The organism is Gelidibacter maritimus (assembly GCF_014062315.1).
In the GTDB taxonomy this organism is placed as follows: Bacteria; Bacteroidota; Bacteroidia; order Flavobacteriales; family Flavobacteriaceae; genus Gelidibacter; species Gelidibacter maritimus.
Genome location: NZ_JACGLT010000005.1, coordinates 165,203 through 182,057, shown reverse-complemented (window position 1 = coordinate 182,057; position 16,855 = coordinate 165,203). Strand labels below are relative to the sequence as shown.

Below are 16,855 nucleotides of genomic sequence, written 5' to 3'. Positions count from 1 at the left end.
ATGAACTGTTAATTGTCCATTCCTCTGATATGGTATAGTAATTGTATTTTCTGTTTTATGAAAAATATATTCCTCTTACTTTTCGGACTTCTATCTATTTCATTGGTCAATGCCCAAAGGGAATTTCACGTATTTCCAACTGGAAAATCTTCCGGAAACGGAAGTCTTTTAAATCCGTGGGATTTACAAACGGCCTTGACTCAAAAAACAAATACTGTCAACGGTGGCGACACGATTTGGTTGCATGAAGGGATCTACGAAGGACAATTTATAAGTACTTTAGAAAGTACAATTCCGCAATCGTTTATAACTGTAGCTGCTTTTAAAACAGATAAGGTGGTTTTGAATGGGAACATTCCAAATAATAAAGGTTATGTGTTGGAGGTGAGGGGAAAACAAGTCATCTTTAAGAATTTTGATGTGACTTGCCTCGGTGACTTTTCAAGAGATAGCACGGATGAGAATTTTAATGGAATTACCGGCATCAACCATATTTCTGGTGAAGACTGCCAATTTATCAATCTCAAAATCTACAATATACCTGGGTCTGGTATGGGATCGTGGAAAATGACGGGAGGAACAAAGATAGAAGGGTGCATGATTTATAACAATGGTTATATGTCTAAATCGAGGGGCAGTGGAGTAGGTTTGTATGTTCAAAATCAAAGTGAAAAGATTAGAGAGATCACCAATAATATTATTTTTAACAACTACTACAAGGGGGTCGAAATCTGGTCGGCAACCTCAGGCTCCAAATTTGAGTTCGTAAAAAACGTGCAAATGACAGATAATGTCGTTTTTAACAATGGCTCGCCGTCTAAGACGTTTAAAGGGAATGTGATTATTGCTTCAGATGATAATGATGGAATAAATGTGGCAAAAAACATTACTTTAAGAAATAATGTGCTCTATCATAATATTGATTTTGCAGATAAAAATAATTTTGGAGATGGCACGTCTCTACATTTGGGATGGAATAAAAATGCGCCAGTAAATAATGTTGTTATTGAAAATAATCTGATTGTTGGTAAAAATAACGGGTTAAATATTTTGTACGCTCAGTCTTTGACTTTTAAAAATAATATTGTTTACACTGGAAATGTGCATTTATATTCTAATATTTTGGAAAACCATAAAAACTGGGACTTTGATTACAACACATACTACACCCGGCGCTCGGATGGCTTTAGAGTCCTCAAGCATAAAGATTACAGAATGGCCGATTGGCAAAAGAACTTTCAGTTGGATGCTAACAGTACGTGGAGCTTTATTAAAAATGCCGAGGTCAAACCATATAAAAATATTGTAGCCTATGCCAATCGTGCCAATACCTATAAAGTTGTTTTGATGGATAAGACGGCAACCGAGATAGCTATTGATTTTGCGAAATATTCACTTAAAAAGCGGATGGCCTATAAAATTTATGATGCGGAAAACCCAAGTAAAATTATTCGTTCAGGGATAATAGGTGCATCTGGGCAAATTAATTTCCCCCTCGGATTGAAAGAACTGGAATACCCGTTGCATAATACTCTCGCTCAAAAATCGGCTACAAATTTTGGCGTGTTCATCGTTGAGTTCCAAGGTATAAAAGATGTTGACGCTAAGCCACCATTGTTTAAACGGTTATTTGAGTGGTTTGGGATTTAACCTTTACGCTGCACAACCTCAAAGACCTTATTTTCATCACACTTCAGAGTTTTGCTTGGATATCGCAATAGAAGTGCATAATCATGAGTGGCCATTAAGATGGTATTGCCATTTTTATTGATTTCTCGTAAGACTTCCATGACTTCAATACTGGTCTGCGGATCTAAATTCCCGGTGGGCTCATCGGCTAAAATAAGTTCAGGATCATTCAATAAGGCTCTTGCAATAGCAATACGTTGTTGTTCCCCACCCGAAAGCTCATGGGGAAACTTAAACCCTTTGGTTTTCATGGCCACTTTATCAAGAACTTTTTCAACCCGTTCCTTAATCTTCGTTTTATCTTTCCAACCAGTTGCTTTTAATACAAATTCTAAATTGCCATTCACCGTTCTGTCCGGTAACAATTTAAAATCTTGAAAAACAATGCCCAATTTACGTCTTAAAAACGGAATATCTTTTTCCTTAAGAGTTCGTAAATTGAAGTCTACCACATGACCTTCACCAGTGTTTAATTCCAAATCGCCATAAAGTGTTTTCATAAAACTACTTTTCCCGCTTCCCGTTTTTCCTATAAGATAGACAAAATCGCCTTTTTTCATTTCAACGTTGACTTCAGATAACACCATGCTGTCACCTTGATATATGGAGACATCCTTTAATTCTAAAATAGTTTCAGCCATTATTTTTATACGGTTTTAAAGAGTTGTAAATGTATTGTTAAAATAGTCAAATATCAAATATTTTAAAATGTGAAGGTGGTTAGTAATAGTTGCATTTTTAGCAATTGTTCCTAAATCATTCAGACCTTGCAAGAATAGAAAAGCAAAACTAAAAATAAAAAAAAAGCTGCAATAAGTTTGCAGCTTTTTTAAAATAAAGGCCTTTAAAGACACTTTAGTTTTCATTCTTTTTTTAGAACTTCAAGTGCACTACTTGATTCCTAAAAAATCGTGCTTAATTATTCCACGATAAGTTTACCTTGCATCAAAGCGTAGTGCCCTGGGAATGTACACATATACGTGTAGGTTCCTGGAGCAGGAGCGTCAAATTCAATAGTAGTAGTTTCTCCACCACCAATCATTTTTGTATGGACAATAAACTTGTCGGTCATATCAGCAGGGATATAATCGTTGTCCTTGGCCAAAGCAGCAGCATTTCCAACAGTAGCCACATCAGCATCTTGGGTTAGTAAAGCCCAGTTATGACCCATAACTTGTATATCCATTTTACCTACGTGCTTTAAAGTAAGTTTTACTTTTTGACCTGCTTTAACTTTAAGTTCTTTTTTGTTAAATTGCATTTGGTCATTACCCTCTATGGTCAAAACGGCCACATTTGGATCTTCAGCAGGTGCTTTTTTCTCAACTTTTGTATCAGTTGTCGTTGTAGCTGCAGGTGTTTCTTTTTTCTTGTCGCCACAGCTAAATGCTAAGGCTACTAAAAATACTAAGATTAACTTTTTCATTGTTATTTAGAATTTAAATTTATTTATTGCAAAATTAACTGCTATTTATAGGATAGCAAAATCATTCGTATCATTTTTTTTCAAAAACACCCTAAATCATATAGTGTTTAAAGGATTCCAGTTGATGGTCAGATGCTCTGTATGCGATATGATTTTAATTGTTTGGCTGTTAATTGATTAATGGATGCCGTCCGTAAGTTTAGATCAAATTCGGAAGAAGTCTTGAGCTTGGTCACAAATTTATATCAAAACTAGGACACTCTACTTTTCCTGAACATGGTAATCAAAAACACGAAAAGTGCAATGAATATTGCAATCCTCGCAATATAATCGCCAGCCCAAACGTAAAAAGTTGTTTCTTCGTTGGTGGTGACGGTACCTGACAAGGCTCCTTGGGTATTATAGGCTAATGACGAAGTAATGTCCCCCTTAGCATTGATCAATGCAGAAATACCTGTATTGGCACTTCTTACAATATCCCTTCGGGTTTCTATGGCGCGAAGTCTTGCGTAACTTAAATGTTGCTTATGACCCTGTGTTTCGCCCCACCAGGCATCGTTGGTGATAATGGCTAAAACCGAGGCTCCATTTCTAATGTACCCAGTTACAAATTCCCCGTAAACTGATTCATAACAGATAATTGGAGCAACCTTTAGTTGTGGATTGGATGTTGTAAACGCAGTGCGCTCTTCTTGGGTTGTTTTCATGGCCAAAGTCCCACCCAAATCAATCATAAAATCACCAATTAAGGGTTTTATAATGGTTTGATAAGGCAGCGTTTCTACACCAACCACCAATTTCGATTTGTGATAAAGCTGTACATCGTCACCCCCATTGAGCATCATGGCCGAATTATAATCGTCATACCAAAATCCGTTTTTGTGGTAATTGGATTGTTTTTTGACCAGTGATTTATCCGTGATAAAATTGATAAATGAAATCCCTGTTAAAATATTTATATTGGGGTGTTGGGAAAGATAGACATCCAGTTTTCTTTTAAAATAAGCATTTTCCAACTGCGTGATTTTAACATTGTCAGCAAATACCGTTTCCGGAGCAACCACAAGATCTGTTTCTGCATTGATTTCAGTATCGGTCAATTTCAGCAACATATCGGCAATTTCCTCGTTGGACACATTGTATTTTTCGGAATACGGATCAATATTGGGTTGTAGCGCAATAACATTCATCTGTTCACCTTCAATCTTATAGGTGTGATAGATGGTTAAGGAGATTATAATAGGTAATATGATAAGCGCTAAAATAATAAGACCGTCTGATTTAACGCTTTTAATGGATTTTTGAAGGTGATATTTTACAGCCAATTTATAAATCAAGATATTCACAAGCCAAACCCATAGCGTACCACCAAAAGTCCCAGTGTATTCATACCATTGGATCCAAGTGAAATATTCTGAAAACCCATTTCCTAAATTCAGCCATGGCCAGGAAAAATCCCATCCTAAATGCAGCTTTTCAAAAGCCATCCATAAACACATTAAAAATAAAAGACTGATGTTGACCGTGGCACGTTTGGCAATGCTATGATAAATGACCATAAGGATTGCCATAAGCATAGAATTTACTAAAACAGCAAAACTGGCGCCAAATTCATCGGCATATTGAAGCCAATTGGTGGTGATGAAATTCCAGATGACAAAACTGAGGTAACTAAACCCAAAAACGGATAATTTTTTCCATTTGAAAGTCGAAAGTCGAACATGACGCTCCACCAGTAATATTGGCACAAAGCCTATAAAAAGTAGCACTGGAAAACCGTAGGTGGGCCAAGCAAAGGCTAAAAGTAACCCTGAGAGTATGGCTAAAAGGAAATTTTTCATTGGGGAAATTTACGAACAAATTTAATAAATAAGTAGTTTGTGCTTATAACAAAGACGAAAGAATATAGGGTAGGAAAATAGGAAATAGAATTGAGAGAATGGAATAAAGAATAATGAGTCAAGAATCAGGAGTCAAGACGCCAAGATCAAGAGACATTTTCAGGATTCAGTATTCAGTATTCAGAGTTCACGATTCAGAGTTCAAGATTCAGTATTCAGAGTTCATTATTCATTATTCAGTATTCAATAAGAAGGTGTAAATGACCCAAACCTGAAAGAGAAAGCCGAAACAAGCCTGTCCGTCCGTAGTTTTTACGAAGGCGGGAAATCGAAATCGAAATCGAAATTGAAGTTGAAATCGAAGCTAACTAATGATTAACGATTAACGACCTGCCCGAACGTTACTTTTTAGGTATGAGTGGGTTGTTGAAATATGATCGTGAGAAGTTATTAGGGACGGATGAACCAAGTTGGATGAATGATTTGTAATAATCAATGGAATTATGGAACAAGCAACTTCAATAACGTCTATATGTAATGTATTTGCGAAGGCTGGTAGTTATTGCCGAAAACTTGAAACAAGCCTTCCCGTTCACAGTGAGGCGGAGGTGGGGAACAAGAAACAAAAATTAAGAACTAAGAACCAAGATGTCAAGATCAAGAGACATTTCAGGATTCAGTATTCAGTGTTCAGTACTCAGTATCCAATAAGAAGGTGTAAATGACCCAAACCTGAAAGATAAAGCCGAAACAAGCTTGCCCTTTCGCAATGCAGTGAAGACTGGAAACCTCATTTACCTGAAAATACTGAAATCCAATTTTAAGGAAAACACGTTCGAATACAGAGCAGCGCTTTGATCGCCAATATCTGTAAAGGCATAATCTATCTGTATGCCTCGATATTTAAATCCGACGCCAAAATTAGGTTGAAAGGTGAGGTTTTCAGAATTGTCAAGTTGGAGTTCATTTTGGAAATTACCAACGCCAGCTCTTAAGAATACTACATCAGTATAGCCAAATTCAAAACCCAAGGATGGTGTAACACTTGCAAAAGAAGTAGAGATAACATCATTGTTTTGCTCAAATCGGACATTGAGATCCAACGCAGTTACCAAGGAATAGTCATAATGGAAAATAAACTTTTTTGACAGCCCCAATTGTAATTTTGGGATGGTTAATTCAGTGGATTCTGGGACGTCTTGATTTTGACCTTCTACAGCATCTTGAATGTCCGCCAGTTTGTCCTTGTCAAAAGTCCACGCGTTAAACGTGGTCGTAATATCCCGAGCCATCAATCCGAATTTCCAATTGTTCTGTGATTGGAATTGAATGCCTAAATCCAATCCAAACCCCCAGGAAGAAGCAAAATCGCCAATAATCCTGCGGATGACTTTTGCATTGACCCCATAGCTAAACCCATCTAAAGGGATTTTACGAGCGTATGAAAACGTCAATCCATAATCAGCCGCTGAAAACAAGCTGACGCGATCATAATTAATATTTCCCTGTGCATCAATTAACTGTGTCGTGTCTAAAATGTCATCCACACCAAAGCGGATCAATGATATTCCAACCGCACTTCTATCATCAAGAGGCATTGCAAAAGCGGCATAATTATAATTGGCTATGTTGGCAAAATAACTGGAGTGCATTAAAGCAATTTGATTGTCTTCAAGCTCAACCAATCCCGCGGGATTCCAATAGCCTGAATTCACATCTGAAGATTGCGATACCACGGCATTGCTCATTCCTAAAGCAGCAGCGTCAACCCCAATATTCATGAACTCATTGGAGTATTTACGGGTACTTTGACCGTAGGCAAGCAGAGTCGACAGGAAGAGCGCAACAACTAAATTCGTTTTCAATCGCAAAATTTTTACAAAGATGCACAAAAAGTTGAATTAATTCGGTTTTTTGGTGGGATCTCAAGTTTAGAACTTCGACAATTAAGTACGAATTTGCATAGTAACTTCTTTTATTTAAACTAAATATTTTTGTAGATATTGTGTTTCTCAACGATTTGGCGCATTGAATTTTTATGACATCCTAACAATCAATGTTGATACCCGAGGGTCATGTCTCCGATGATGCCCAAATTTTCAGCATTTAAGTTTTCAATATTCGCTTATGAGCATATTCTTATAAAAATAGTTTGTTATTTTTACACAAACTTATCTCATGGCCATAAAAAGACACCTACCAAATATCATAACGCTACTCAATTTGTTTTCAGGTAGCATTGCGGTTGTATTAGCTGTGCAAAACCATTTTGTGGCTGCAGCTTTATTTATGTTTCTTGGAATATTTTTTGATTTCTTTGATGGCCTAGTGGCAAGGAAACTAGATGTTCAGAGCGAATTGGGGCTACAATTGGACTCTTTAGCGGATATGGTCACCAGTGGTTTGGTACCAGGTATTGTAATGTTTAAGTTACTGAATTGGGCCATTGGTCATCCGGTGATAGAAAATGATGAGACACTTTGGGACGCCTCAAATATATTTGAAGGTCTGCACCATTATTCACCTTGGGCTTTTATTGGGTTTTTCATCACCTTGGCTTCTGCCTATCGGTTGGCAACATTTAATCTTGACATTGAGCAGCAGGCCGCTTTTAAGGGGTTGCCAACGCCTGCAAATGCGCTTATGATTATTTCATTACCGCTTATCATGGAGTTTCAAAATAATGACACCATAAATACCATCATCTTGAATCCGTGGTTCTTAATTGGTGTTACAATTTTAAGTTGTTATTTGCTGAACTCTGGAATAAATCTGTTTGCCTTGAAGTTTAAGGATTGGAGTTTTAAATCCAATGGCGTCCGGTATATTTTCATCATAATGAGCATCATATTTATCGTTCTTTTTAAGTTCCTGGCCATACCGCTGATCATTATATTTTATGTTTTACTGTCATTGTTTTCAAAATCGCTAACTACATAAAAACCGTCTTTTTTACACTAATCAATAGTAAATCGCTATAACTAAAATTTTCAATACAAATGGGATCTGGTTTTTTTGCACTTTTAGATGATATTGGCGTTTTAATGGATGATGTGGCTTCTATGGCTAAAATTTCCACCAGAAAAACAGCTGGTATTCTTGGTGATGATTTGGCAGTAAATGCTGAAAAGGCATCCGGATTTGTCGCTTCACGAGAAATTCCTGTATTATGGGCCATTACCAAAGGCTCATTTATAAACAAACTTATTATTCTACCGGTAGCTTTTTTATTAAGTGCATTTTTCCCTGTTGCAGTCACAGTCATATTGGTATTAGGCGGAATTTATTTAGCATACGAAGGTGCGGAGAAGGTGTATGAATATTTGGTGCCGCACCATAAACCTTCAACTGTTGAAGAGAAAGGAGGTATGAGTTCCCAGGAGATTGTGGAACTTGAGAAATCTAAGATCAAATCGGCCATTATAACCGACTTTATTTTATCCGTAGAAATTGTCATCATTGCCTTGGGTACTGTTATGGGGCTTCCGCTTTTAAATCAGATTTTGGTGGTCTCCATTGTAGCACTTATTGCAACAGTTGGGGTATATGGCATTGTGGCACTTATTGTCAGAATGGACGATTTTGGTTACAGCCTGATAAATTTCAACGACAAAGATAAAAGCATCTCCGACTTCTTTGGTCATTTCCTTGTCAATGCCTTGCCGTGGGTAATACGGAGTTTGGGTGTTATTGGTACGATTGCCTTATTGCTTGTGGCCGGTGGGATTTTTGTACATAATTTAGATTTCTTCCATCACTTTTTAGAAAATTGGCCATCGCTTCTTCGAGAATTTATTGTGGGTGTCATTTTTGGATTCGTAGCCTTGTTGGTTTTTAATGGGATAAAGATGCTGATAGGTTTATTGAAGAAGTGATGGTTACACGGATTGTTAGTGGAAAATATCATGAATGTCCTAAGCAAAACCAGTTTTTAATACCTACCAAAATTCAAGTGGCAAAATCCAATAAAGAGAACTTCAAGTGTTAAAAAAGAATCTTTTTCTTACGCAATTCGAAGTTCTGGCCTAAATATACTTTTCGTACCATTTCATCGGCAGCTAATTCTTCAGGCACCCCAGCTTTAAGAATATTACCTTCAAACATCAAATAGGTTCGGTCTGTAATGGCGAGTGTTTCTTGTACGTTATGATCGGTGATTAAAATACCAATATTCTTTTTGGTCAATTGGGCCACAATCCGCTGAATGTCTTCTACCGCCACTGGATCCACACCGGCAAAGGGTTCGTCCAATAAAATAAAGTTAGGGTTGGTAGCTAAGGCACGCGCAATTTCGGTTCGGCGCCGTTCACCACCGGATAGCAAATCGCCTCTACTTTTCCGGATGTGTCCCAATCCAAATTCGTCAATCAGCGACTCCATTTTCTCAAGTTGCTCCTTTTTGGAGAGTTTTGTCATTTGCAATACGCTTAAAATATTGTCTTCAATGCTCAACTTTCTAAAAACGGAAGCTTCTTGTGCCAAGTAACCAATCCCGTGTTGGGCTCGTTTGTACATAGGAAATTTTGTGATTTCCATATTGTCCAAAAAGATTTTGCCTCCATTGGGCTTGATTAAACCAACAATCATATAAAAAGAGGTCGTTTTACCAGCACCATTCGGGCCGAGCAAACCTACAATCTCTCCCTGGTTGACTTCCAAAGAAACATTTTTGACCACTTGTCGCCCACCGTAGGACTTCATTAAATTTGTTGCGCTTAACTTCATAATTTTAATTGTAAGTCTAAAAATAGTAAAATCTTAGAGGACACCTAATTATACAATTTATTTTTATAAAAATTTTAACCTTGAGCTTCTAAAGCTTCCCAAAACTCATAGGCCTTACGGAGATGCGGAATCACAATGGTGCCACCAACTAAGGTAGCAATGCCAAGCGCTTCGCTGATTTCTGCTTTGGAAAGACCTTGTTTGTAGCTGGTTTCTAAGTGATACTTAATACAATCATCACAACGCAACACGGCAGAGGCCACCAACCCTAAAAGTTCTTTGGTTTTGACGTCCAATGCGCCTTCTGTATAGGCGTTGGTATCGAGATTGAAAATTCGCTTGATGATTTTATTATTGCCGTCGCCCAAGATTTTATCATTCATTTTGGTGCGATAGTCATTAAACTCTTTTACAATATCAGACATGTTTCTTGTTTTTTCGTTTTTCTTGTCGCTTTTGGTTTCTTACCACAATGGCAGAAATATAGATGCTTACTTGGTACAAAATTAAAATAGGAATGGCAACGATCACCTGACTAGCCACATCAGGAGGTGTGATAACCGCTGAAATGATAAGTACGCCAACCAAAGCATATTTTCTGTACTTTTTAAGTATCTGTGGCGTGACGAGGCCAACCTTGGTAAGGAAATAGATGATGATGGGCAATTCAAATACAAAACCTGCCGCAATAGAGGAGGAGCGTACTAAGCTAATATAAGAACTGATATCAAATTGGTTTGTAATTTCACTGCTCACGGAATAGGTGCCCAAAAAGTTGATAGAGAGTGGTGTAATGACGTAATAACCAAACAAGACACCCAGAAAAAACAATAAAGAGGATACGACAATGAAGCCACGGGAGTTTTTACGTTCATTCTCCAAAAGTCCCGGACTTATAAAACTCCAAAGTTGATAAATGATATACGGAAAAGCAATGATGAATCCAGCAAAAATTGAGGTCCATATATCGGCAGAAAATTGACCGCCCATGGTTCTACTTTGGATGGTGAATGGAAATGCATCCGCACAAAACGTAGAGTCAATATTTAAAAACGTTGATAGCTTACATAGATATTTGTATGTTGGGAAATCCATGCTTTTCGGACCAAATATAATGACATCAAAAATCCATCGTGAAAAAATGAATGCCACTGAGCCTGCAATAACAATGCTTAAGGTAATCCGGATGAGGTGCCAGCGTAAGTCTTCGAGATGGTCTAAAAAGGACATCTCATTGGAAGTTGATTTTGCCATTAGATAATTCCTTCTTTTATGAGATCATGCAGATGCACTACACCAGCATACTTGCCTTTATTTTCTACCAGAAGCTGGGTGATTTCATTGTTTTCCATAAGTTCCAAGGCTTCTACCGCCATGGCATTTTCATCAATTCGTTTTGGGTTGACGCTCATGATGTCTTTTGCGGTTAAATGAATGAAGGCGTCACTTTTAGTGAGCATTCGTCTTAAATCGCCATCTGTAATGATGCCAATAATCTTTTCATCTTCAACAACCGCAGTCACCCCCAGCATCTTCTCGGATATTTCAACAATGACCTGTTTTACATTGGTGTCTAAACCTACTTGAGGTTTTTCATTCACTGATGATAGGTCGCTCACTCGTAAATACAAGCGTTTGCCCAAGGCACCGCCAGGATGGTATTTGGCAAAATCCTTACTAGAAAATCCTCTTAATTCCACTAAGCAAATTGCAATAGCATCACCTATTACCAATTGTGCAGTGGTACTGGTTGTGGGTGCTAGATTATTTGGACAGGCTTCCTGCTCAACGTGTGTGTTTAAAACATAGTCTGCTTGCTGGCCTAAATAAGATGTGATGTTCCCGGTTATGGCAATCATTTTATTGTTGGCACTTTTCAATAAGGGGATTAAAACCTTGATTTCTGGTGTATTCCCACTTTTAGATATGCAAATAACCACATCATCCTCCAAGACAAGTCCTAAATCGCCATGGATGGCATCTGCCGCATGCATAAAAACAGCGGGTGTACCGGTGGAGTTTAACGTGGCCACAATTTTATTGGCAATAATGGCACTTTTTCCTATACCTGTAATAATGACCCTTCCTTTCGAGTTGTAAATAAGCTCTACGGCATCGGCGAAGTCGTCAGTCAATAAATTGGCCAGGTTGGAGATAGCAGAACTCTCTAAGTCAATGGTTTTTCGTGCAACGCTTAGGATCGAATTTTTAATATTCAAAATTTATTGATTTTTGGGTTTGATGCATCTAAAGAATTTTAGTATCTTTAATCCAATGCAAATGTATATAAAATACTAATAGGGATTAATGAGTAAAGAAGAAATTGACTTACATGCAGAACTAAAAAAATACTTTGGATTTTCTAAATTCAAAGGTCTTCAGGAAAGCGTTATTAGGAGTTTAGTTAGAGGGGATGATACATTTGTTATCATGCCAACAGGAGGCGGTAAATCGTTGTGCTATCAATTACCGGCATTGATAAAAGAAGGCACCGCAATTATTGTATCGCCTTTAATTGCACTGATGAAAAATCAGGTGGACGCTATTAGAGCTGTATCTCAGCACGAGGGTGTTGCCCATGTGCTGAATTCATCTTTGAATAAAACTGAAATAAAACAGGTTAAAGAGGACATTAAAAGCGGGATCACAAAATTGCTTTATGTAGCTCCAGAGTCATTGACCAAAGAAGAGAATGTTGAGTTTTTGAGGTCGGTACCTATTTCCTTCATGGCTGTTGATGAAGCCCATTGTATAAGTGAATGGGGCCATGACTTTAGACCTGAATATAGAAACCTCAGACATATTATAAAACGTATTGGTGACAACATTCCTATTATTGGATTGACTGCCACGGCCACGCCTAAAGTCCAAGAAGATATTCTCAAAAGTTTGGATATTACAGGTGCGAATACTTTTAAAGCTTCTTTCAACCGTCCTAATCTTTATTACGAGGTCCGACCAAAAACAAAAAATGTAGATTCTGATATTATCAGATTTATCAAGCAAAACGAAGGGAAATCTGGAATTGTTTATTGTTTGAGTCGTAAACGTGTTGAAGAATTAGCTCAGGTTTTACAAGTTAATGGCATTAAGGCCGTGCCTTATCACGCCGGACTGGATGCCAAGACCAGAGTGAAACATCAAGATATGTTTTTGATGGAAGATGTTGATGTGGTAGTTGCTACAATCGCCTTCGGGATGGGTATCGATAAACCTGACGTACGTTTTGTAATTCATCATGATATTCCTAAAAGTATTGAAAGTTATTATCAGGAAACAGGTCGTGCAGGACGCGATGGTGGCGAAGGTCATTGTTTGGCATTTTATGCCTATAAGGATATTGAGAAATTGGAGAAGTTTATGGCAGGCAAGCCAGTGGCAGAGCAAGAAATTGGACATGCCTTGCTTCAAGAGGTAGTGGCATTTGCAGAAAGCTCTTTGTCACGACGAAAATTTATACTTCATTATTTTGGCGAAGAGTTTGACAACGAAACCGGCGAAGGTGGTGATATGGATGATAATGTACGCTATCCTAAAAAACAATTTGAGGCAAAGGATGATGTTGTAATTTTACTGGAAACCGTCAAACAGACCAATGATAAATATAAATCGAAAGATTTGGTACATGTCATTACCGGAAAATCAAACGCATTGATTGCATCTCATAAAACTGACACCATGCCCTTTTTTGGTGTTGGAAAAGATAAGGATAAGCGGTATTGGATGGCATTGATCCGTCAGGTACTGGTGGCGGGGTTATTGAAAAAAGATATCGAAACTTATGGTGTCCTACGATTAATGGACAGTGGTAAGGCGTTTCTAAAATCGCCCACCTCATTTATGATGTCAGAAGACCATGTGTTTGATGAAACTACGGAAGATGGGATCATTACCGCCTCAAAAGGTGAAGCTGCCGTGGCTGATGTACAACTTATGGCCATGCTTAAAGATTTAAGAAAGCGAAATGCCAAAAAACTAGGAGTGCCTCCATTTGTCATTTTTCAGGATCCTTCTTTAGAAGATATGGCTCTAAAATATCCTATTACCTTAGAAGAATTGAGTAATGTGCATGGCGTAGGCGATGGAAAAGCAAAAAAATATGGTAAGGATTTTATTGCCCTTATAGAAACGTATGTTGAGGAAAATGATATTATTAGACCAGACGACTTAGTGGTCAAGAGTACGGGTAGCAATTCGGCTTTAAAACTTTATATCATACAGAATGTGGACCGTAAATTACCTTTGGATGATATTGCTTCAGCCAAAGGAATGAGTATGAAGGATTTCATAAAGGAATTGGAGGCTATTGTTTATTCGGGGACGAAATTGAATATTAATTACTGGATCGACGATATTTTAGATGAAGATCAACAAGAAGAGATCCATGATTATTTTATGGAATCAACAACCGATAAAATTGATGTGGCCATAGATGAATTTGACGGCGATTACGACGATGAAGAATTACGTTTATACCGAATTAAATTTATTAGTGAAGTGGCGAATTGATATGGCAGTTGGCTGTCATCAGTCAACACTCGACAGTTTTTAAAGAGTAGTTGGTGGTTATCAGTTTTTCAATATAAAAGTCACACTCTTAAAGCATCAAAATAGCCGAAAAGCTAAAATCATCTGTGGAACATATGAATGTTAATTTCGAGAAAGACGTTCATATTCTCCCATTTCAAATTGAATTTATTGTCCCTACAGCTGTCGAGCAATCTTTATACAGCAGTCGGGATGCAATTGTTGATGATCGTCGGTTAACTGTCCTTTCTCATCGCTCCTTAAACTTGGCGACTCCGCGATAAAAAATTATTCTTCCTCGTCTTTTGTAATTTCTATAATATTGAAAACTATCTTTTCTTTTTTGGCTGAAAGTTCAAGTGATTGAATTTTAGATCTACCAATTTTTGGGAGGTCTTTTTTATCAATTTCAAAATCAATAGCCGTGATATTTCGGTTTGGAGCGGTCTCAGAGTTTAATTCGAGCATATCCGATGGCAATTCCAGTTTAAAATTTTCTCCATTAATAATGAGTTTTGCCCCTTTAAAAGTTTTGATTTTAAATGTGCCAATTATGATGGTTTTAAAATAATGGTACCCAGCCAACTCACTCATTCCGGCATACATGACATTGGTTTCAGATAAAGCAAACGGTTCGCCTTCAACAGCATTAATGATCTCATTGGTATAGGCGCTATTGTCTTGTCCGTTATTAGTTTTATTGGTCCCAAAAGCAGCTTTTAACTTGTTAATCGAAAATTTCATAGACTTAAATTTTTTGTAAAACTAAGCTTATCGGATTGAAGTTCCAAGTTCAGAGTTTCAAATTCAAATTTCAAAAATTGCAGATTTCAGATCTTGAGTTCAGGGTTTTAAAAATTTTAGTTGGAAGTTTTAACCTTCAGATAAGCTTTAAAGGTCAAGATATCTTACATAGTTGTTCTGCCGGTTGCCGACCGCTGACTACTGAAACCTGAAAACTGCCAACTGCAGGCTAATCTCTAATCCTTCATCCCATTTCCTCCCAACAATTAATTATCTTTGTATAAAACAATCCATTATCATGATTTTTATAGAAAATGAAGGCCATACCAATCCGAAGTTAAACTTAGCGTTGGAAGAATACATACTGCGAAATTTTAGTGTTGAGAATGACTACCTGTTGTTTTACATTAATGAACCATCTATTATTATAGGGCGCAATCAAAACACTTTGGAGGAGATCAACCACAATTATGTGGAAGAAAATAACATCCATATTGTAAGACGAATCTCAGGTGGGGGCGCGGTATATCACGATTTTGGAAATCTCAACTTCAGTTTTATTACCAATCACGATGTGAAAAGTTTGAGTAATTTTAAGAAGTTTACAGCACCGGTTATCAAGGTCTTGAACAGTTTGGGATTGAATGCCGAATTGAAAGGTCGGAACGATATTGAGGTGGATGATAAGAAAATATCCGGCACGGCTCAGTTTTCTACAGGCAAGCGGATGGTTAGTCACGGTACCTTATTATACGACACAGATTTAGGCGAAGTTGTCAATGCATTGAACGTAAAAATGAGTAAAATTCAGTCTAAAGGTCATAAATCGGTGCGCAGTCGTGTGGCCAATATTTCCGAATTTTTAAACAAGTCTATGAAAATTGAGGATTTCCGACAATTATTGCTGGAAGGCCTCTATGATGAAAGTGATGCTTTTGAAAGCTATCACCTCACTTCAGAAGAATGGAAAGCAGTCCACCAATTAAAACAAGAAAAATATGACACTTGGGACTGGAACTATGGGCGTTCTCCAAAGTTCAATATTCAACGGAGCAAACGTTTTCCTGTTGGAGAGATTGATCTTCGGATTTTTGTTGAAAAAGGCCATATTACAGAATTTAAGGTTTTTGGAGATTTCTTTGGAAAAGAGCCGGTAGAAAAGCTTGAACAATTGTTGATTGGATCGCGTTATGATCGGGCAGATATTTCAGACGTATTAAAGGATTTTAATATTATTGAATACTTTGGAGATATTCCAAAAGAAGAGTTCATCGATTTGATTTATGGAGAGGATGAGTGAGAAGTTGGCAATATTCAGTCCTCAGTTGGCAGCCCGCCCGTACCGCTCGTCTGAACTAATTCAAGAAGAAAAAGGTACGTTCGGGCGGGTCCTCAGTTAGTAGTCCTCAGTTGGCAGTCGGCAGTTCGCAGTGCACGGTCATCCCGCCTTCGCTTCGCTACCCACCTTCGCTTCGCTACCCGCCTTCGCTTCGCTGCGGACGGGCAGGTGGACGGGCAGGCCCGCCTTCGTAAAAACTACCCGCCTTCACTACGGACGGGCAGGCGGAGGGGCAGGTGGTTTTCAGTCTGTGGTTTGTCGTAGATGGTTTCCAGCTTAAAATCGGAAGTATCTTAGGCTGTCTTAAAAGGAATATTTATGATGGATGATTCTGAACTGGTCGCCAAATGTCTGTCTTAGTCTTCGAAAGCTACAGAAAATTTTCAGGTTGTTATTTAAGGAATTTCTGTTTTGTTTTTTTGAATTGACATTTTTGCCTGTCAAATGTCGACCGAAAACCTCTCACTACCCTCTATATACCACCCACTACCCTCTAAAAACCACCCACTACCCTCTAAAATCACTCACTACCCACTAAATACCGCTCATTTCTTTTTTAATAAC

General features: G+C 37.8%; 14 protein-coding genes. 5 read left to right on the top strand and 9 right to left on the bottom strand.

Translation table 11 applies throughout. The annotated features are described in order from the left end of the window. The first annotated feature begins 57 nt into the window (after positions 1-57). Positions 58-1,650 carry a right-handed parallel beta-helix repeat-containing protein gene (locus H3Z82_RS08550; RefSeq protein WP_182204914.1) on the top strand — a complete coding sequence of 531 codons (1,593 nt, stop codon included), beginning with the start codon at positions 58-60 and terminating at the stop codon, positions 1,648-1,650. Here the strand turns inward: H3Z82_RS08550 and H3Z82_RS08545 are convergent. The 4 genes from H3Z82_RS08545 to H3Z82_RS08530 all read right to left on the bottom strand — a co-directional run bounded on the left by H3Z82_RS08545 (position 1,647) and on the right by H3Z82_RS08530 (position 6,821). Then, entirely contained in the window at positions 1,647-2,330 is a 684-nt protein-coding gene (locus tag H3Z82_RS08545; RefSeq protein ID WP_182204911.1) for a cell division ATP-binding protein FtsE, read from the bottom strand. The two genes, H3Z82_RS08550 and H3Z82_RS08545, sit on opposite strands and share 4 nt — an antisense overlap. 278 nt (positions 2,331-2,608) lie before the next feature. Beyond that, positions 2,609-3,115 (bottom strand): azurin, encoded by a 507-nt coding sequence (gene azu, locus H3Z82_RS08540; protein ID WP_182204908.1) that lies wholly within the window; start codon positions 3,113-3,115, stop codon positions 2,609-2,611. 251 nt (positions 3,116-3,366) lie between these two features. After that, on the bottom strand, positions 3,367-4,956 hold the full coding sequence (lnt, locus tag H3Z82_RS08535) for an apolipoprotein N-acyltransferase (RefSeq protein ID WP_182204905.1): 1,590 nt from the start codon (positions 4,954-4,956) through the stop codon (positions 3,367-3,369). A gap of 794 nt (positions 4,957-5,750) precedes the next feature. Then, a complete protein-coding gene (locus tag H3Z82_RS08530) occupies positions 5,751-6,821 on the bottom strand; it encodes a putative type IX sorting system protein PorV2 (RefSeq protein ID WP_235982411.1) in 1,071 nt (356 codons plus the stop codon). 313 nt (positions 6,822-7,134) lie between these two features. Here H3Z82_RS08530 and H3Z82_RS08525 point away from each other — a divergent pair, with 313 nt between their 5' ends. Both H3Z82_RS08525 and H3Z82_RS08520 read left to right on the top strand, forming a co-directional pair. Next, positions 7,135-7,896, top strand: coding sequence for a CDP-alcohol phosphatidyltransferase family protein (locus tag H3Z82_RS08525; RefSeq protein WP_182204902.1), 762 nt, complete (start codon positions 7,135-7,137; stop codon positions 7,894-7,896). Between the two features lie 59 nt (positions 7,897-7,955). After that, the gene (locus H3Z82_RS08520; protein WP_182204897.1) at positions 7,956-8,831 is read left to right on the top strand and encodes a DUF808 domain-containing protein; all 876 of its coding nucleotides are present in this window, start codon (positions 7,956-7,958) and stop codon (positions 8,829-8,831) included. 109 nt (positions 8,832-8,940) lie between these two features. Here H3Z82_RS08520 and lptB read toward each other — a convergent pair whose 3' ends face one another. From lptB to H3Z82_RS08500, 4 genes are all read right to left on the bottom strand, one after another. Then, positions 8,941-9,681: an LPS export ABC transporter ATP-binding protein gene (gene lptB, locus H3Z82_RS08515; protein WP_182204893.1), complete on the bottom strand. Its 741-nt coding sequence runs from the start codon at positions 9,679-9,681 to the stop codon at positions 8,941-8,943. A 74-nt stretch (positions 9,682-9,755) separates the two neighbouring features. Continuing rightward, on the bottom strand, positions 9,756-10,106 hold the full coding sequence (locus H3Z82_RS08510; protein ID WP_182204889.1) for a carboxymuconolactone decarboxylase family protein: 351 nt from the start codon (positions 10,104-10,106) through the stop codon (positions 9,756-9,758). Beyond that, positions 10,099-10,935 (bottom strand): twin-arginine translocase subunit TatC, encoded by an 837-nt coding sequence (tatC, locus tag H3Z82_RS08505; RefSeq protein ID WP_182204885.1) that lies wholly within the window; start codon positions 10,933-10,935, stop codon positions 10,099-10,101. Before tatC ends, H3Z82_RS08510 begins: the two co-directional genes overlap by 8 nt. Next, positions 10,935-11,900 carry a KpsF/GutQ family sugar-phosphate isomerase gene (locus tag H3Z82_RS08500; RefSeq protein WP_182204882.1) on the bottom strand — a complete coding sequence of 322 codons (966 nt, stop codon included), beginning with the start codon at positions 11,898-11,900 and terminating at the stop codon, positions 10,935-10,937. Before H3Z82_RS08500 ends, tatC begins: the two co-directional genes overlap by 1 nt. An 88-nt stretch (positions 11,901-11,988) precedes the next feature. On the opposite strand from H3Z82_RS08500, the gene recQ reads away from it, so the two are divergent. Then, on the top strand, positions 11,989-14,190 hold the full coding sequence (gene recQ / locus H3Z82_RS08495) for a DNA helicase RecQ (protein WP_182204877.1): 2,202 nt from the start codon (positions 11,989-11,991) through the stop codon (positions 14,188-14,190). 306 nt (positions 14,191-14,496) lie between these two features. On the opposite strand, the gene H3Z82_RS08490 is transcribed toward recQ, so the two are convergent. Then, positions 14,497-14,952, bottom strand: a complete 456-nt coding sequence (locus H3Z82_RS08490; protein WP_182204873.1) for a hypothetical protein — start codon at positions 14,950-14,952, stop codon at positions 14,497-14,499. Between the two features lie 298 nt (positions 14,953-15,250). Here H3Z82_RS08490 and H3Z82_RS08485 point away from each other — a divergent pair, with 298 nt between their 5' ends. Continuing rightward, on the top strand, positions 15,251-16,252 hold the full coding sequence (locus H3Z82_RS08485; protein ID WP_182204869.1) for a lipoate--protein ligase: 1,002 nt from the start codon (positions 15,251-15,253) through the stop codon (positions 16,250-16,252). Positions 16,253-16,855 lie beyond the last annotated feature (603 nt).

What these genes read in the sequence shown, in the direction of transcription:
- H3Z82_RS08550 (WP_182204914.1), top strand. Translation starts at nt 58, where the DNA reads ATGAAAAATATATTCCTCTTACTTTTCGGACTTCTATCTATTTCATTG.
- azu (WP_182204908.1), bottom strand. Translation starts at nt 3,115, where the DNA reads ATGAAAAAGTTAATCTTAGTATTTTTAGTAGCCTTAGCATTTAGCTGT.
- lnt (WP_182204905.1), bottom strand. Translation starts at nt 4,956, where the DNA reads ATGAAAAATTTCCTTTTAGCCATACTCTCAGGGTTACTTTTAGCCTTT.
- H3Z82_RS08485 (WP_182204869.1), top strand. Translation starts at nt 15,251, where the DNA reads ATGATTTTTATAGAAAATGAAGGCCATACCAATCCGAAGTTAAACTTA.
- H3Z82_RS08490 (WP_182204873.1), bottom strand. Translation starts at nt 14,952, where the DNA reads ATGAAATTTTCGATTAACAAGTTAAAAGCTGCTTTTGGGACCAATAAA.
- recQ (WP_182204877.1), top strand. Translation starts at nt 11,989, where the DNA reads ATGAGTAAAGAAGAAATTGACTTACATGCAGAACTAAAAAAATACTTT.
- H3Z82_RS08520 (WP_182204897.1), top strand. Translation starts at nt 7,956, where the DNA reads ATGGGATCTGGTTTTTTTGCACTTTTAGATGATATTGGCGTTTTAATG.
- tatC (WP_182204885.1), bottom strand. Translation starts at nt 10,935, where the DNA reads ATGGCAAAATCAACTTCCAATGAGATGTCCTTTTTAGACCATCTCGAA.
- H3Z82_RS08545 (WP_182204911.1), bottom strand. Translation starts at nt 2,330, where the DNA reads ATGGCTGAAACTATTTTAGAATTAAAGGATGTCTCCATATATCAAGGT.
- H3Z82_RS08510 (WP_182204889.1), bottom strand. Translation starts at nt 10,106, where the DNA reads ATGTCTGATATTGTAAAAGAGTTTAATGACTATCGCACCAAAATGAAT.
- H3Z82_RS08525 (WP_182204902.1), top strand. Translation starts at nt 7,135, where the DNA reads ATGGCCATAAAAAGACACCTACCAAATATCATAACGCTACTCAATTTG.
- lptB (WP_182204893.1), bottom strand. Translation starts at nt 9,681, where the DNA reads ATGAAGTTAAGCGCAACAAATTTAATGAAGTCCTACGGTGGGCGACAA.